General features: G+C 71.9%; 19 protein-coding genes and 1 pseudogene. 14 read left to right on the top strand and 6 right to left on the bottom strand.

What is annotated here, in order from left to right; genetic code table 11:
• The first annotated feature begins 54 nt into the window (after positions 1–54).
• The 8 genes from rph to Ae331Ps2_RS04700 all read left to right on the top strand — a co-directional run bounded on the left by rph (position 55) and on the right by Ae331Ps2_RS04700 (position 7,831).
• Positions 55–2,652, top strand: coding sequence for a rifamycin-inactivating phosphotransferase (gene rph / locus Ae331Ps2_RS04735; protein ID WP_075310442.1), 2,598 nt, complete (start codon positions 55–57; stop codon positions 2,650–2,652).
• A 77-nt stretch (positions 2,653–2,729) separates the two neighbouring features.
• Positions 2,730–3,167 carry a VOC family protein gene (locus Ae331Ps2_RS04730; protein ID WP_020628000.1) on the top strand — a complete coding sequence of 146 codons (438 nt, stop codon included), beginning with the start codon at positions 2,730–2,732 and terminating at the stop codon, positions 3,165–3,167.
• A 113-nt stretch (positions 3,168–3,280) separates the two neighbouring features.
• Complete coding sequence (locus tag Ae331Ps2_RS04725; protein ID WP_075310444.1) at positions 3,281–3,937, top strand: FadR/GntR family transcriptional regulator; 657 nt, start codon at positions 3,281–3,283, stop codon at positions 3,935–3,937.
• 55 nt (positions 3,938–3,992) lie between these two features.
• On the top strand, positions 3,993–4,970 hold the full coding sequence (locus Ae331Ps2_RS04720) for an asparaginase (protein WP_075310446.1): 978 nt from the start codon (positions 3,993–3,995) through the stop codon (positions 4,968–4,970).
• Between the two features lie 54 nt (positions 4,971–5,024).
• Complete coding sequence (locus tag Ae331Ps2_RS04715; protein ID WP_063718833.1) at positions 5,025–5,474, top strand: hypothetical protein; 450 nt, start codon at positions 5,025–5,027, stop codon at positions 5,472–5,474.
• Positions 5,475–5,652: 178 nt separating this feature from the next.
• Entirely contained in the window at positions 5,653–6,642 is a 990-nt protein-coding gene (locus tag Ae331Ps2_RS04710; protein ID WP_233147650.1) for an alpha/beta fold hydrolase, read from the top strand.
• Positions 6,643–6,689: 47 nt separating this feature from the next.
• On the top strand, positions 6,690–7,346 hold the full coding sequence (locus tag Ae331Ps2_RS04705; RefSeq protein WP_369804850.1) for a cyclopropane-fatty-acyl-phospholipid synthase family protein: 657 nt from the start codon (positions 6,690–6,692) through the stop codon (positions 7,344–7,346).
• Between the two features lie 2 nt (positions 7,347–7,348).
• Complete coding sequence (locus Ae331Ps2_RS04700) at positions 7,349–7,831, top strand: DinB family protein (RefSeq protein ID WP_020628004.1); 483 nt, start codon at positions 7,349–7,351, stop codon at positions 7,829–7,831.
• Between the two features lie 50 nt (positions 7,832–7,881).
• Here Ae331Ps2_RS04700 and Ae331Ps2_RS04695 read toward each other — a convergent pair whose 3' ends face one another.
• Positions 7,882–8,217, bottom strand: coding sequence for a helix-turn-helix transcriptional regulator (locus Ae331Ps2_RS04695; protein WP_233147649.1), 336 nt, complete (start codon positions 8,215–8,217; stop codon positions 7,882–7,884).
• 108 nt (positions 8,218–8,325) lie between these two features.
• On the opposite strand from Ae331Ps2_RS04695, the gene Ae331Ps2_RS04690 reads away from it, so the two are divergent.
• Positions 8,326–9,273, top strand: a complete 948-nt coding sequence (locus tag Ae331Ps2_RS04690; RefSeq protein WP_075310448.1) for an NADP-dependent oxidoreductase — start codon at positions 8,326–8,328, stop codon at positions 9,271–9,273.
• Here the strand turns inward: Ae331Ps2_RS04690 and Ae331Ps2_RS04685 are convergent.
• The 3 genes from Ae331Ps2_RS04685 to Ae331Ps2_RS33825 form a co-directional block, all read right to left on the bottom strand.
• The gene (locus Ae331Ps2_RS04685; RefSeq protein WP_075310450.1) at positions 9,169–9,699 is read right to left on the bottom strand and encodes an SgcJ/EcaC family oxidoreductase; all 531 of its coding nucleotides are present in this window, start codon (positions 9,697–9,699) and stop codon (positions 9,169–9,171) included. The genes Ae331Ps2_RS04690 and Ae331Ps2_RS04685 overlap by 105 nt on opposite strands.
• A 150-nt stretch (positions 9,700–9,849) precedes the next feature.
• Positions 9,850–10,059, bottom strand: a complete 210-nt coding sequence (locus Ae331Ps2_RS31800) for a DoxX family protein (protein ID WP_158071533.1) — start codon at positions 10,057–10,059, stop codon at positions 9,850–9,852.
• A complete protein-coding gene (locus tag Ae331Ps2_RS33825) occupies positions 10,059–10,187 on the bottom strand; it encodes a hypothetical protein (RefSeq protein ID WP_020621644.1) in 129 nt (42 codons plus the stop codon). Before Ae331Ps2_RS33825 ends, Ae331Ps2_RS31800 begins: the two co-directional genes overlap by 1 nt.
• Before the next feature lie 305 nt (positions 10,188–10,492).
• Here Ae331Ps2_RS33825 and Ae331Ps2_RS04675 point away from each other — a divergent pair, with 305 nt between their 5' ends.
• Together Ae331Ps2_RS04675 and Ae331Ps2_RS30960 are read left to right on the top strand one after the other, a co-directional pair.
• Positions 10,493–10,843, top strand: a complete 351-nt coding sequence (locus Ae331Ps2_RS04675) for a PadR family transcriptional regulator (protein WP_075310452.1) — start codon at positions 10,493–10,495, stop codon at positions 10,841–10,843.
• The gene (locus tag Ae331Ps2_RS30960) at positions 10,840–11,235 is read left to right on the top strand and encodes a hypothetical protein (protein ID WP_139318940.1); all 396 of its coding nucleotides are present in this window, start codon (positions 10,840–10,842) and stop codon (positions 11,233–11,235) included. Before Ae331Ps2_RS04675 ends, Ae331Ps2_RS30960 begins: the two co-directional genes overlap by 4 nt.
• A gap of 352 nt (positions 11,236–11,587) precedes the next feature.
• Here Ae331Ps2_RS30960 and Ae331Ps2_RS04670 read toward each other — a convergent pair whose 3' ends face one another.
• Positions 11,588–12,571, bottom strand: coding sequence for a helix-turn-helix domain-containing protein (locus Ae331Ps2_RS04670; RefSeq protein ID WP_075310454.1), 984 nt, complete (start codon positions 12,569–12,571; stop codon positions 11,588–11,590).
• 134 nt (positions 12,572–12,705) lie between these two features.
• Here Ae331Ps2_RS04670 and Ae331Ps2_RS04665 point away from each other — a divergent pair, with 134 nt between their 5' ends.
• Positions 12,706–13,602: an alpha/beta fold hydrolase gene (locus Ae331Ps2_RS04665; protein WP_075312864.1), complete on the top strand. Its 897-nt coding sequence runs from the start codon at positions 12,706–12,708 to the stop codon at positions 13,600–13,602.
• Positions 13,490–13,891: a transposase gene (locus Ae331Ps2_RS34140; RefSeq protein ID WP_075310456.1), complete on the top strand. Its 402-nt coding sequence runs from the start codon at positions 13,490–13,492 to the stop codon at positions 13,889–13,891. The genes Ae331Ps2_RS04665 and Ae331Ps2_RS34140 overlap by 113 nt, the downstream gene beginning before the upstream one ends.
• 46 nt (positions 13,892–13,937) lie before the next feature.
• Here Ae331Ps2_RS34140 and Ae331Ps2_RS04655 read toward each other — a convergent pair whose 3' ends face one another.
• Positions 13,938–14,282 carry an aldo/keto reductase gene (locus tag Ae331Ps2_RS04655; RefSeq protein WP_083695242.1) on the bottom strand — a complete coding sequence of 115 codons (345 nt, stop codon included), beginning with the start codon at positions 14,280–14,282 and terminating at the stop codon, positions 13,938–13,940.
• An 11-nt stretch (positions 14,283–14,293) separates the two neighbouring features.
• On the opposite strand from Ae331Ps2_RS04655, the pseudogene Ae331Ps2_RS33030 reads away from it, so the two are divergent.
• Positions 14,294–14,565: pseudogene (locus Ae331Ps2_RS33030) on the top strand (IS5/IS1182 family transposase); the annotation flags it as partial.

The raw sequence follows: 14,565 nt of genomic DNA, 5'->3' as shown, positions 1-14,565 counted from the left end.
CGCGCCAGACTCTGCGCCCGGCGCCGTGACCTGCGGCGTCGTGGCGACACGGGGGTGGACGTGCACGGGGTGCTGCAGTGGGACGAGGTCGGCCGGGAACTGGTGGACCTCGTCGGGGGGAAGGCCGCGCATCTGGGGGAGCTGACCCGGACGGCGGGGGTCGCGGTCCCACGCGGCTGGTGCGTGACCACCGACGCCTACCGGGCCGTCGTGGGGAGTGCGCCCGGGTTCGACGCGTTGCTGGACCGCCTGGCCGGTCTGCCGATCGGTGACGACGACGGACTCGCCGCGGTCGCCGCCGAGATCCGCGGTCTGGTGGTCTCCCGGCCGGTCCCCGACGACGTCGCTGCGGCGGTCATCGCGGCCGTCGGCCGGGCCCCGGCGGGGACGGCGTGGGCGGTGCGCTCCAGCGCGACCGCCGAGGACCTGCCGACGGCGTCGTTCGCCGGGCAGCAGGACTCCTACCTCAACGTGGTGGGCGCCGACGCCGTGCTCGACCGGGTGCGGGACTGCTGGGCGTCGCTGTTCACCGACCGGGCGGTGGCCTACCGCCGTAGCCGGGGTCTGGAGCACCGGGCCGTCGCGATGGCGGTGTTGGTGCAGGAGATGGTGGTCCCGGACGTCTCCGGGGTGCTGTTCACCGCCGACCCGGTGACCTCGGACCGGACCGTGAGAGTCGTCGAGGCGGTGCCCGGGCTGGGGGAGGCGCTGGTGTCCGGCCTGGTCGCGGCGGACGCGTGGACGGTCCGCGACACCGGCGGGACCGCCGAGGTCGTCGACGCGCGGACGGCACCGCGGACGGTCGCGGTGCGGCCGGCGCCGGGCGGCGGTACCCGTACCGAGCAGCTCGACCCCGACGGCGGGCCGCTGCTCACCGAGGACCAGGTGCTGGCCCTGGTCCGGCTCGGCCGGACCATCGAGGCCGGGTTCGGGAGCCCGCAGGACGTCGAGTGGTGCCTGTCCGGCGGCCGGTTCCAGGTCGTCCAGAGCCGCCCGATCACCACGTTGTTCCCGGTGCCCGACACCGACGACGACCGCTTCCACGTCTACCTGTCGGTCGGCTACCAGCAGATGATGACCGATGCGATGCGCCCGCTCGGGCTGTCGGTGTGGCAGATGACGACGCCGCGCCCGATGGCCGAGGCGGGCGGGCGGCTGTTCGTCGACGTCACCGACGCCCTGGGCACCCCCTCCGGACGTGCCGGCCTGCTCGCGGTGATGGGCCGGTCGGACCCGCTGATGGCCGACGCGCTGCGCACCGTGCTCGACCGCGGCGTGGTCGAGCTCGGTGCGGACCCGGCGGTGCCCGTGCCGGTGCACGGTGCGCCGACCACGGAGCCGCTCGACCCGGACCCCGCACCGGTCGCCGAGCTGGTGGCCGAGGGCAGGGCCTCGGTGGCGGAGGCGGCCCGCCGGATCCGGGGCCGCGTCGGGCCGGAGCTGTTCACCGCGATCCGCGAGGACATCCCCGAGCTGCGGGCGCGGCTGAGCAACCCGCGCAGCACCCGGGTGTTCATGACCGCGATGGACGCGGCGTACTGGATCGACGAGCACGTCGGCGAGTGGCTGGGGGAGCGGCCGTCGGACGTGCTGACCCGGTCGGTGCCCGACAACGTGACCTCGCAGATGGGGCTCGCGCTGCTCGACGTCGCCGACGCGATCCGCCCGTACCCGGAGGCGGTGGCGCTGCTGCGCCGGGCCGGCGACGACGTGCTGGAGCGGCTGCCGTCGGTCGAGGGCGGCACGATGGCCCGGGACGCGATCCTCGGCTGGCTCGACGCCTACGGGGCCCGCTGCGTCGGCGAGATCGACATCACCCGGCCGCGGTGGCACGAGCGGCCGGCCGCGCTCGTGCCGTTGATCCTCGGTCACGTCGACGGCGAGGAGCCCGGTGCCGGGCGTCGCCGGTTCGACGAGGGCCGCCGCGAGGCCGAGGCGACCCGCGACGACCTGCTGGCCCGGCTGCGTGCAGGCGTCGACGGCGAGGCCCGCGCCGCGGCGACGGCGCTGATGATCGAACGGTTGCGGACCTTCATCGGCTACCGCGAGTTCCCCAAGTTCGGCATGGTCTCCCGCTACGCGATCTACCGGGCCGCGCTGCTCGCCGAGGCCGACCGGCTCGTCGCCGCGGGGGTGCTCGACGACCGCACCGACGCCTACTTCCTGTGGTTCGACGAGCTGGAGCAGGTCTCGCGGACCGGGCACGCCGACCTCGCGCTGGTGCGCACCCGGCGGGCGGAGTTCGCCGTGCACGAGACGCTGACCCCGCCGCGGGTGCTCACCTCGGACGGCGAGTGCCTCCAGGGTTCCTACCACCGCGACGACGTGCCGCCCGGAGCGCTCGCCGGGCTCGCGGTGTCGGCCGGGACGATCGAGGGCCGCGCCCGCGTCGTCGCCGACCTGTCCGGCGCCGCACTCGAACCCGGGGACGTGCTGGTCACCGCCTACACCGATCCCAGCTGGTCACCGGCGTTCGTGACGATCGCCGGGCTGGTCACCGAGGTCGGTGGGCGGATGACCCACGGTGCCGTCGTCGCCCGCGAGTACGGTCTGCCCGCGGTGGTCGGGGTGGAGCACGCGACCCGCCTGATCCCCGACGGCCGGCGGGTCCGGGTGGACGGCGGGAGCGGCCTGGTCGAGATCCTCGACTGAGTCGTGTCGAGAACGGGGGACCGGCTCCGTCCCCGGGACGGACGCGGCCACGGGGGCCGCGCGATCGGGAGGACGTCATGAGCGTGCTGCGGATGGACAACGTCGGTGTCGTCGTCACCGACCTCGACGAGGCGGTCGCGTTCTTCGGCGCGCTCGGCCTGGAGCTGGAGGGTCGGGCGACGGTGGAGGGCCCGGACGTGGACCGGCTCGTCGGGCTCGACGGCGTGCGGTGCGACATGGCCGTCGTGCGGACGCCGGACGGCCACGGCCGGCTGGAGCTCATGCGGTTCGGCTCGCCGTCGTCGCCGGCCGGGGATCCGGACGCCGCGGTGAACGTGCCGGGCATCCGGCGGATCATGTTCGCGGTCACCGACGTGGCGGAGACGCTCTCCCGGCTGCGCAGGCACGGCGCCGCGCCGGTCGGCGACGTGGTGCCGTTCGGCGGGGCGCACGTGCTCGCCTACGTGCGGGGACCGGGCGGCATCCTCGTCGCGCTGGCCGAGGAGACCGGCTGACCCGGTCGCCCCTGCTCCCTTGACAGCGGCCGCCCCGCCCAGCACCCTCGTGCCTCGTGAACCTGTCAGACAGCCGGACAGCCGGACAGCACGGTCCCCGTCGCGTCAGCGCGATGGAGGCCGTGCTGTCCCACCTGCGCGCCACCATCGAGCGGGGCGAGTACCAGGTCGGCGACAAGCTGCCCGCCGAGGCGGCGCTGAGCGCGGAGTTCGAGGTCAGCCGGTCGGTGGTCCGCGAGGCGCTCCGGGGTCTGCAGGCGCTCGGGCTGACCGAGTCGCGCACCGGGCGGGGCACCTTCGTCGTCGCGACCGGTCCGACCGACGACCCGACCTTCGGCGCCTACAGCGCCCGTGACCTCGTCGAGGTCCGCCGGCACGTCGAGATCCCGGTCGCGGGCTACGCCGCCCTGCGGCACGAGGACGCCGACCTCGACGAGCTGTGGCACCTGGTCGGGCGGATGGACGCCGAGACCGACGACGCCACCTGGGTCGCACTGGACTCGCTGTTCCACATCACGATCGCGCGGGCCTCGCGGAACCCGGCGTTCACCAAGGTCATCGAGGAGATCCGGGAGGCGCTGGCCGCGCAGTCGTCGTTCCTCAACAAGCTGGGCGACCGGCGCGAGCAGTCCAACGCCGAGCACCGGCGGATCGTCGCCGCGATCGCGGAGCGCTCCCAGGAACGCGCCGCCGCCGAGATGACCGCCCACCTGGGCCACGTCGAACGGACGCTGGCCGGGATCGTCCGCGAGGGCGGCGCGACCCGATGAGCGGGGCCACCCGGACCACGGGCCACGGCACCCCGGACGGAGAGGACGACACGGAATGACCCAGCTGGCCGCCCCACCCAGGATCGGGGTACCGGCCCACGAGCCGCTGGTGCACCTGCTGCGTGACGGCATGGTCGAGGGGGTGCACCACGGCTCGGTCGTGGTCCTCGCCCCGGACGGCTCGACGCTGTTCGCCGCGGGGGACCCGGACGTCGCGTTCTACCCCCGCTCGACGGCGAAGCCGCTGCAGGCGGCGGCGATGGCCCGGCTCGGGCTGCGGCCGGGGCCCGCCGGGTTCGCGATCGCCGCCGCGAGCCACTCCGGCGAGCAGGCCCACCTCGGCGCCGTGCGGGCGCTGCTCGGCCCGATCGGCGTCGACGCGCTGCGCAACCCCGCCGACCTGCCCTACGACCCCGAGGAGCGGGACGCCTGGCTCGCCGCGGGCCGGTCCGCGTCGCAGCTGGCGCAGAACTGCTCCGGCAAGCACGCCGCGATGCTGCGGACCTGTGTGCTGCGCGACTGGCCGACCGAGGGCTACCTGGACCCGCGGCACCCGTTGCAGACGGCGATCCGGGAGACCGTCGAGGACCTCACCGGCGCCGCGGTCGCCAGGACCGCCGTCGACGGCTGCGGCGCACCGCTGTTCGCCATCTCGCTGCGGGGGCTGGCCGGCGCGCTGGCCCGGCTCGTGACGGCCGACCCGGAGACCCCGGACGGCCTGGTCGCGGCCGGGATGCGTCGGCACCCCGAGCTCGTCGGCGGGTCCCGGCGTCCGGTCACCGCGCTGATGCGTGCCGTGCCGGGGCTGCTCGCCAAGGACGGCTTCGAGGCCGTCACCGTCGCCGCGCTGCCCGACGGCACCTCGGTCGCCGTGAAGATCGCCGACGGCGGGCTGCGCGCGCTGCGCCCCGTCGTCACCGCCGCGCTGGCCCGGTGCGGCGTCCACCTTCCGTCGGGGCGGACCGACCTGCAGGTCACCGGTTCCCTGGCTGCCCGGGGTCGTGACGACGCCGGGCGGCATGCACAGGAGTAGTGCGGTCACCGAAATCGATTGCGGTCAGCGCAACCGGGGGCGCACGCTGGCGCGGTGAACAGACGGGACAGAACCGACGACATCATCGACATCATCCTTCCGCTCCCTCCGGCCGCCCCGCCGGACGCGGACGATCCGGCACGAGCAGGGCAGGAGGCCGTGCGCGAGGAGGTCGTCCGGCAGCGGGAGATCCTCCAGCGCTACCTCCGCGTCGCCGACGGCGGCGGCGAGCCTCCGCACGGGGACGTCCTGCTGAACGAGATCGATCGTGCGCGCACCGAGATGCGGGAGGCCGAGGACCGGATGCGGATGCTCATCGCCTACGGCCGCGAGTTCGTCACGCCACGGCCCTACCCGCTCAAGACGCTCGCGGCGGCGGCCGGGATGTCGATCTCCGGCACCCGCGGTGCGTACACCTCCGACGAGACCGTCGCCGTCGCGGAACGGATCGGGCGCCGCCCGGCCGGCGACGGTCACGACCCTGCGCCGCACCCTCCCGCGTGATCACGACGCGGACGTGGTCCCGGCGAGCACGTCGCGGCGGGGCCGTCCGCACCGCGGGATTGCCGATTCGCAAGATTTCTTGCAGTTCGGGTAGGCGGGCGCCGATGCTGCGGAGGTGAACCTCCTCCGAGCAGTCCTCCGCGGCAGGGGCGGTGGGCAGGGCCCACGACGTCATGGCGTGGTCGTCGCCCTCACCGTGCTGGTCCTCGCGGCCGGCTGCGGGACCGGCGGCGTCCCGGACACCGGCCCCCCACCGGTGCCTCCCGGTGCGACCGGGTTCGACGCCGCCACCCGGGACGACCCCGATTTCGACGGCACGTTCCGGCACGGGTTCGCCGACGTCGACGGGGTCCGGATGCACTACGTCGCCGGCGGGACCGGCCCGCCCGTGGTGCTCCTGCACGGATGGCCGCAGTCCTGGTACGCGTGGTGGCCGATCATGCCCGCCCTCGCCGAGCACCACACCGTCTACGCGGTCGATCTGCCGGGACTGGGGGACAGCGAAGGTGTCCCCACCGGTTACGACAAGGCCACCCTCGCCCGGTACGTGCACGGACTGGTCGCGGGTCACCTGGGGTTGCGCGAGGTCCACGTCGTCGGGCACGACCTGGGTGCCGGGGTCGGGTTCCGGTACGCGGCCCAGTACCCGGACGAGGTCCTGCGCTACGCCCACCTCGACTACCCACTGCCGGGGCCCGCGCTCAGTGCCGCGAGGTACCGCACGTTCAGCTGGCACATCGCCTTCCACACCAAGCGGGTCGTGCCCGAGGCCGTCGTCGCCGACGACGTGCGCGAGTACCTGAGCCTGTTCTACGCCCAGGTCGCGCTCGACGGGGAGAGCTTCGGCGGCAGCCGCACGGCGCCGCCGTTCGACGAGCGGGAGATCGACGAGTTCACCCGGACCTACAGCCGGCCCCAGGTCCTGAGCGGCGGCTTCGAGCTCTACCGGGCGCTCGACCGGGACGAGCGCGACAACACCGCGGCCGCCCCCGTCCCGACGCCGACGATGCTGATGACCGCCCAGGGACTGCTGGAGTCGACGAGACCGTCCGTCGAGTCGCGCCTGCCGAACCTGGTCCGCGCGGTGGAGGTGCCCGGCAGCGGGCACTGGCTGCCCGAGGAGAACCCGGGGTTCGTCCTCGCCGAGCTGCTCGCCTTCCTGTCGTGACGGCCACCCGTCCGACCGCACACCGACACCTTCCGGAGGAACGACCGATGGACCCCATGCCGACCGCGTCCGATCCCGAGACCTTCTGGGACGAGCTGTACCGCCGCCACGCCGGGGCAGAGGCCCGCGCCAACCCCCTGCTCGCCGAGGTCGCCGGTCCGCTGGCACCGGGAACGGCGCTCGACCTCGGATGCGGCGCCGGGGGCGACACGATCTGGCTCGCCCGACGCGGCTGGCACGTCACGGCGGTGGACATCTCCGCCACCGCCGTCGACGGGCTCCGGCGCCGCGCCCGCGCCCACGGGCTCACCGAGCGGATCCGCGCCGAGCGCCACGACCTCGCGACGACGTTCCCGGACGGGACGTTCGACCTGGTCTCGGCCCAGTACCTGCACACCCCGTTCACCCTGGACCGCGACGCGGTGCTGCGGACCGCCGCCCACGCACTGCGGCCGGACGGGCTGCTCCTCGTCGTCGACCACGGGTCCGTCGCACCCTGGTCGTGGAACCAGGACCCCGGCACCCGCCACCCCGGCGCCGCGGAGATCGCCGCCGGGCTCGGTCTCGACCCCGACGGGTGGACCGTCGAGCGCGCCGACGAGCCCACGCGCCTCGCGAGCGGCCCCGACGGCCGCACCGCCACGGTCGTCGACACCGTCCTGGTCCTGCGCCGCGCCGGCGACGCCCGCACCCACCGGAGCTGACCGTGCCACGACACCACGACACCGCCCTCCCGCGCGACGCCGCGGACGAGAAGAGCGTCCTGGCCGGGTTCCTGGGACACCTCCGCGGCGCGGTCGCCGCCAAGGCCGACGGCGTCGGGGACCTCGCCGCCCGCGAGCCCGGCGTCCCCTCGGGGACCAGCCTGCTCGGCCTGCTCACGCACCTGACGCACGTCGAACGCCACTACTTCCTCGGCGAGGCCGTCCGCGACTGGCCCGCGACCTTCCGGCCGCGCGACGAGGACACCGCCGAGCAGGTCGTGGCCGCCTACCGGGAGGCCGTCGCCCGCGCCGACGCGGTCATCGACACCTGGTCCGACCTGGACCGGGCGGCGCCGGTGCCCGCGGGACGGAGGTCGGCCCCGTCGCGGCGCTGGCTGCTCGTGCACATGATCGAGGAGACCGGGCGCCACGCCGGGCACGCCGACATCCTCCGCGAACGCATCGACGGTCGTACTGGGCGCTGAGGCCCGTTGTGCACCTCGGACGGTCGGTCGTGACGGCGTGGTGCCGCCCGTCAGCGGACGGTCGCGGTGTGGTCCGTCGCGAGGATCGCGTGGGTGAGGCCGGGGAACCGCTCGTCGAGCATGGTGTGCCGGAGGGCGGGGAACCGGGCGGTGCCTTCGGTGCGGCACTCGGTGACTCCGGCGGTGAAGAGCTGCTTGAGGTGGTACGAGCAGGTCGACGAAGGCAGGCCCACCTGATCGGCGATCTGGCCGGTCATCCGGCGCTGCCCGTCGGCGATGAGTCGCACGATCTCCAGGCGCACCGGGTCGCCCAGGGCCCGCAGCACGGACGCGAGCTCGACGTCGTCGGCAGGTACGGGGCGCAGATCGCGCTCGATGGCGGCCACCTCGACATGCTAGCTTCTGCAGTGTTTCCAAGTTCTTGGAAGTATCGAAGAAGATTCGATCGGGTGGTCTGTGCGTCGCTGCCGGCCCCGTCGAGAGGTGGCGTCGCAGTGAAGGCGATCGGCATGTGCGAGTTCGGTGGGCCCGAGGTCCTGCAGCTCATGGACCTGCCCGAGCCGCACGCCGGCGCCGGGGAGGTGCGCATCCGCGTCCACGCCGCCGCGGTCAGTCCTACGGACGTCCTGCTGCGCACCGGTGGCCATGCCGTGCGCATGCCCGGTCGTCGACCGCCGTTCGTACCCGGGATGGACGTCGCCGGTGTGATCGACCAGGTCGGCCCGCAGCTCGACGGGCGGCTCTCTGTCGGGCAACGGGTCGTCGCGATGCCCCTGTTCACCGGTCCGCACGGCGGAGGCTACGCCGAACACGTCGTCGTCTCGGCCGAGTCGGTCGTGGCAGCGCCTGCGGGAGTCGACTTCGCGGCTGCCTCGACGCTGCTGATGAACGCGATGACCGCCCGCATCGCCCTCGACGCACTCGAATCGCAGCTGGGAGACTCCGTCGCCGTGACCGGCGCCGCCGGGGCAGTGGGGGGATACGCGGTCGAGCTGGCCAAGGCCGACGGCCTGGTCGTGATCGCGGACGCATCGAGCGTCGACACGGAACTCGTGCGCGGGTTCGGAGCCGATCACGTCGTGCAACGCGGCAGCGATGTCGCAGCCCGCATCCGCGAACTCGTTCCCGGTGGGGTCCCCGGTCTCGTGGACGGCTCCGTGCAGACCACCGAGATCACGCCCGCCCTCGCCGACGGCGGAACCCTCGTCGAGCTCCAGGGCTGGAGCGGGCCCGTCGAACGCGACATCACGGTCCGCCCGATCATGGTTGCGCCCGGGGGCATCACCGACACCGTCGGGCTCGACCGGCTCGCACGCCAGGCCGAGGACGGTGTCCTCTCACTGCGGGTGGCGGAGGTCCTGCCGGCGGCGCAGGCGCACCGTGCGCACCGCATGCTCGAGGCCGGTGGCATCCGCGGCCGGCTGGTCCTCGACTTCTCCTGAGGTCCTGACGGGGGTGTTCTGCCCCATCCGAATTCGCCACCCCTCGTCCGTCCGTGCCAGTACGAGGGTGAACACGGCTTCCATGGGGTCGTCGCTGAGGATTTCCCCGTTCGGAGTCATGGTGCGTTGGCGCGCGTGCACCACTGCGTGATCAGCACCGAGCAACGTCGCGTGCTCCGGGCTGTAGGTGACCTCGACCGCCTCCAGTGGGCCGCCCGCCGCGAAGACCTGGGATTGCGCTCGATGCAGGTCGCTGCGGCCCAGTACCACGGCCCCACCGAAGTTCACGAATGTGCAGTCTTCCGTGAACAGCGAGGCCATGGTGTCGGGATCGTTCGCATTGAAGGCAGTCTCGTAGCGGGACAGAAGGTCGAGAACCGCCTGAGGTGCAGATTCACGGTGGACTGCAGAGTCTGACCTCGGCATATCTGCCTCTCACGTCCTGGGTTCTGGTCGGACCGACCGTGACACCTCGACGCGACGTGAGGTCAACAGCCGCCGCCAGGTCGGCTGAAGCCGACGTCATGCGTTCCGCCGTCGGTAGCAGCGATCTCAGGGGCCTCGCAGCGGGGTTCTTCAGATGATGAAGAGGACGGCGGTCGCGATCGACGCCAAGCCGAAGAATGCCGCCGGGGCGACCTTCGCGGCGGGGTCACCGGCCCGGACGTGGGCGATGATCGCGCCGACCATCATGAGGGCGAATCCGATCGCCGCGGCGATGGCCAGCGGTTCCCAGAAGACGCCGATCGCGAGCGCCAGTGCGCCCACGACCTGCACCACGCCCACTAGCCGGAAGCTGTTCGGGGAGAACCGAGTTGGCGGCCCTGCTCGACCGACGACAGACGAGCGGTGGCCATCGGCAGGCCGGTGAACAGGAAGGTCACCGCGAGGATGACGGCGAAGGTCGTGTCCATGTGCGCCGTGGCCTCTCGCAGGATCGGTGCCGATCGCGGAGCCGACACCATGGGCAGCGTCCGGTGGGCAGAGGCCGTGTGCCGGTCACGCGCTCCACAGCCTAGAAGTCCCGGGTCGCCCCGACACTCTCTTTCCGGCCGCTCGCTGTGAGGCCCGACGTAGGGCGGCAGGTACAAGTCGTCCGCGGCCGGTCGGGCCGCGTTGCTCTCTGCCCACGAGGAGCTGAGGCGCCGACTGCACTGATGGCAGGCGCCCTGCACATGGACCAGTTGGCAGACGACCTAGTACGTGACACGATCTATTCATGGACTCACCGGGGCTGCCGACGGACTGGACGCGGGCCGTCCTGCCGATCGTGGTCCTCGCGGCGCTGGCTCGGGGTGAAGCCCACGGCTACGCCTTACGTCAGATCCTTCACGAGGAGGGTCTCGAGAACGTCACCGGGAGCACTCTTTACCCGCTTCTGGCGCGCCAGCAGGAACTCGGCAGATTGGGGTTCCGATGGGAGCACGACGGAAGCGGTCCTGCGCGGAAAGTGTTCTTCCTGACGGAGGAAGGGAGAGGCGCCCTAGGTCGACTCAAGGTCGAGTGGGGCCGGCTGGCCGCCGTCGTCGAGAATTCCCTTGCGTCTGATCCGACCGAGGTGGAGAAATGAGCTACTATCACGATCTTGCGTTTGAGCTGCGCATGCGCGGTCAGTCAGAGGAGCGGGTCGAAGAGATTTTGCGAGAAGTGGAGGACTTCGTTCGTAGCGCGGGAGGCGCCCCGGAGGACGAGTTCGGCAGTGCTGCTGACTTCGCGACGCGTTACGCCAGGCGCAGGCGTGTGACTGCTGGCCACTGGATCTTCATGACCGCGATTTTTGCCGCCATTTTTCTGTATATTGCCAATTTGTTACTGTTTGACTCGGGTGGTCCAGCTGTTCGTCCATGGGTGATGGGGATCAGTCTGGTCGCCCTGGTGGCGGCAGCTACTGCTGTAGCCACGATGGTGAACCGTCGGCTTCCTCGATCGTTCCATCGGTCCGGACGGAACCATCGTGACTGAGGTCCGGAGCCTCTCGCAGCTCCAGGAACCGGGTGAGGTGCGCCCTGCCCCGGGGGCGGCTGGGGCGACGAGGACCGCCAGCGGGACCGGCGGCAGCTCGAGAATCGTGTTCCCTGTGACGGGCGGACGATGCTGGCGCCACCAGGGCTGACCGAGCACCGGAAGGCTGACTTCACGGCGTTCGGGTTGGACTGCGGGATCGATGGTCCGCAGGACGCCGCGCTCGGACGGGCGGTGGGCTGAGAAACGCCGGGGCGTGTTCGGGAGAACACCGGCGGCGGCTCATCCGGGTCCGGTCACGCCCGGATGCAACGACGGGACATGCGCGGCGGGCGCGTGCCTGCGTCCCCGCCTACCTCCCGTCCGTCTCGTGAACGGGCTCGTGGAACGTGCGTCGGTAGGCGTGCGGAGTGGTGCCGACGTGACGCCCGAAGTGTCTGCGCAGGCCTGCGGCCGTCGCGAACCCGCAATGAGCGGCGACGGCCTCCACGGGCAGATCGGTGGTCTCCAGCAGTTCGCGGGCCCGCCGGACCCGCTCCGCGGCCAGCCACTGGAGCGGCGTCGAACCGACGGCTGCGCGGAAGTGGCGGGCGAAGCTGCGGGGGCTCTGTCCCGCTGCCCGAGCCCAGGTGGCCACGTCGATCGGCTCGGCGATCCGCCCGCGAGCCCAGTCGAGGCTCGCGGAGAACCCGGATGAGGTGGGAGAGGGCACCGGCGCCGGCACGTACTGTGCCTGCCCGCCGTCGCGGTGTGGCGGGACGAGGCAGTACCGGGCGACGACGTTCGCGACCCGGCTTCCGTGGTCACGTCGTACGAGGTGCAGGCACAGGTCGAGACCGGCGGCGACACCGGCCGAGGTCAGCACGTCGCCGTCGTCGACGTAGAGCACGGTGCGCTGCACGTTCACCGACGGGTGTCGCCGTGCGAGTTCGTCGACATCGGCCCAGTGCGTGATCGCCGGCCGGCCGTCCAGGAGGCCGGCGGCGGCCAGGACGAACGCCCCTGTGCAGACCGAGGCGATGCGGGCACCGCGGTCGTGCGCCCGACGCAGTGCGTCGAGCAGCGCCGGCGGGAAGTCGAACCGCTTCTCGGCCGTGGGCGGTACGAGCACGGTGTCGGCCTCGTCGAGTGCGTCGAGACCCGGCATGTCCCCGTCGAGGCGCCCGAAGGGGCGCAGACGGAACGGGCCGGGCTCGCCCGCGCAGACCCGCACGTCGTACCACTGCTCGGGTGGCACTCCGATCGGCGCCGGCCGCTCCATGCCGAAGACCTGGGCGCCCGTCGAGAGCTCGAACATCGGGGTGCCGTCCAGCGCGGGGATGACCACGACGTGCATGGCAGTAATGTATCGATAAGTGTCGTTCCTGCCACTCGATCTTCGGTCGGGATGCGCGGCAGGCTGGTGGCTCCTCCCCGGTGTCGGCGACTCCTCCGGCCGCACCGGCCGCCACGATCCAGCAGAGGGAGACGATGAGCCGAGAAGTCGATCTCGTCCACGGCATCAGGGAAGTAGAGCCGGGGGTGCAGCTCCACTACGTGCAGACCGGTGGAGGGGAGCGCACGGTCGTGCTGCTGCACGGCTATCCGGAGACGTGGTGGCAATGGCGACACACGATGCCGCTGCTCGCCGCGGCGGGGTTTCGGGTCGTCGCGGTGGACTACCGCGGAGCGGGGCACTCGTCGAAGCCTGCGACCGGTTACGACAAGCGCACCATGGCGGGTGACGTCCGGCGACTCCTCGTCGACCATCTCGGCATCACGGAACCGGTCGTGCTGGTGGGCCACGACATCGGCATGAAGGTGGCGTTCGCCTATGCGAGTCTCTTCGCCGACGGTGTGGCGAAGCTGGTCCTCGTCGATGCGATCATCCCCGGTACGGACCATTTCCGGGCGCTGCTCACCACCGGCAGGCTGAGCAACTCCAACCTGGCGCACTTCTTCTTCCACAATGCGCGGAACGGCATGGCGGAGACGTTGACGGCGGGGCGAGAGCGGGTCTACATCCAGGACTTCTTCGACCGCATCGCTTTCAACGCCGGCGCGTTCCCGCCGGAGGTGGTCGACGTCTATGCCAAGGCCTATGCCGCCCCGGGCGCGATGCGGGCCGGGTTCGAGCTGTACCGTGCCTTCGACCAGGACGGGTACGACAATTCCGAGCTGCTGTCCACGGGCGGCAGACTTCGCATGCCGCTGCTCTACGTGGCCGGCGCCGAGAGCTTCTTCAGAACCATCGCGAAAGACGTCGTGACCGACATTGCCGAGAACGGTTCTCTCGCCGTGGTCGCTGCCAGCGGCCACTACCCGGCCGAGGAGAACCCGGAGGAGTTCGTCGAGGCTGTGCTGTCGTTCTGCCGGGAGTCGAGCTAGCGTCGGGTCAACACCTGCAAGAACCTGCACGTCGCTGGCCAGCGGGGCCTCGTTCGCCGCGTTCTGCGGCGTCATCCCCACCGAGGCATCGTGCGGCCGCAGCCATCGACACCGGCTCAGCCGCAGCGGTGACCCGCAGGTGAACTCGGCGCTCTACACGATCACGATCGCCTGCCTTCGAGGGAACCGACAGACCCAGGACTGTGTGCGGCGGCGGGGCAGCGAGGGCTACACGCGCCGTGAAGCCATCCGCTGCCTCGAGCGCCACGTCAGCCGACACCTCTGTTGACTCACAACAGGCCCCGGCCATCAGACCTCGACACAGCGCCGAGCCGCTAGACCAGACCGGTGAGGCGTTCGATCTCGACGGGCCGAAGCTCGATCGCAGCGCCCGCGAGGTTGTTCTCGAGGTGTGAGACTTTAGAGGTTCCCGGGATCGGCAGGATGGTCGGTGAGCGGGCGAGCAGCCACGCGATCGCGACCTGAGAACCCGACACGCCATGCGCCGCGGCGATCTCGGCCAGCGGCCCCGAGTCGGCGGGTAGACCTCCCTGAGCCAATGAGGTGTTCTCAGTAGCGGGGTGGCAGGTCGTGGCGACACGCCGAGGGTGGTGAGATGAGCGGGAACGGGGCAGGACCCCGGTAGATCGGTTCGGTCCAGCACAGATCGACACCGTCACCGAGGTCCTGCATGTCTGATCCTGTCACCTACACCGCTGTCCTCCCGATCGGGGAGCGCACCGTGGCCTATCTGGCGCGGCTCCTGGTCCTTCAACGCCGTCGACGTGGCACCCGGCGGCGGGCGTTGACCCCGTTCGCCCAGGCAGTGCTGGTGATCCGCTGGTTCTGTGATGCTACCCGGGTCCGATGTTTGGCCGGTGACAACGCGATCAGCACTGCAACGGCCTACCGTTACCTGCACGAAGGCATCGACGTCCTCGCCGCGGCCGCACCCGGCCTGCA

This window comes from Pseudonocardia sp. Ae331_Ps2, from assembly GCF_001932405.1.
GTDB lineage: Bacteria > Actinomycetota > Actinomycetes > Mycobacteriales > Pseudonocardiaceae > Pseudonocardia.
The sequence above is the reverse complement of the archived record's forward strand: the minus strand, read 5'-3'. Positions and strand labels throughout refer to the sequence as shown.

Coding starts and splice junctions, on each gene's coding strand:
- Ae331Ps2_RS04730 (WP_020628000.1), top strand. CDS start 2,730: ATGAGCGTGCTGCGGATGGACAACGTCGGTGTCGTCGTCACCGACCTC.
- Ae331Ps2_RS04725 (WP_075310444.1), top strand. CDS start 3,281: ATGGAGGCCGTGCTGTCCCACCTGCGCGCCACCATCGAGCGGGGCGAG.
- Ae331Ps2_RS04720 (WP_075310446.1), top strand. CDS start 3,993: ATGACCCAGCTGGCCGCCCCACCCAGGATCGGGGTACCGGCCCACGAG.
- Ae331Ps2_RS04705 (WP_369804850.1), top strand. CDS start 6,690: ATGGACCCCATGCCGACCGCGTCCGATCCCGAGACCTTCTGGGACGAG.
- Ae331Ps2_RS04685 (WP_075310450.1), bottom strand. CDS start 9,699: ATGCCGAGGTCAGACTCTGCAGTCCACCGTGAATCTGCACCTCAGGCG.
- Ae331Ps2_RS33825 (WP_020621644.1), bottom strand. CDS start 10,187: ATGGACACGACCTTCGCCGTCATCCTCGCGGTGACCTTCCTGTTCACC.
- Ae331Ps2_RS04675 (WP_075310452.1), top strand. CDS start 10,493: ATGGACTCACCGGGGCTGCCGACGGACTGGACGCGGGCCGTCCTGCCG.
- Ae331Ps2_RS30960 (WP_139318940.1), top strand. CDS start 10,840: ATGAGCTACTATCACGATCTTGCGTTTGAGCTGCGCATGCGCGGTCAG.
- Ae331Ps2_RS04670 (WP_075310454.1), bottom strand. CDS start 12,571: ATGCACGTCGTGGTCATCCCCGCGCTGGACGGCACCCCGATGTTCGAG.
- Ae331Ps2_RS04665 (WP_075312864.1), top strand. CDS start 12,706: ATGAGCCGAGAAGTCGATCTCGTCCACGGCATCAGGGAAGTAGAGCCG.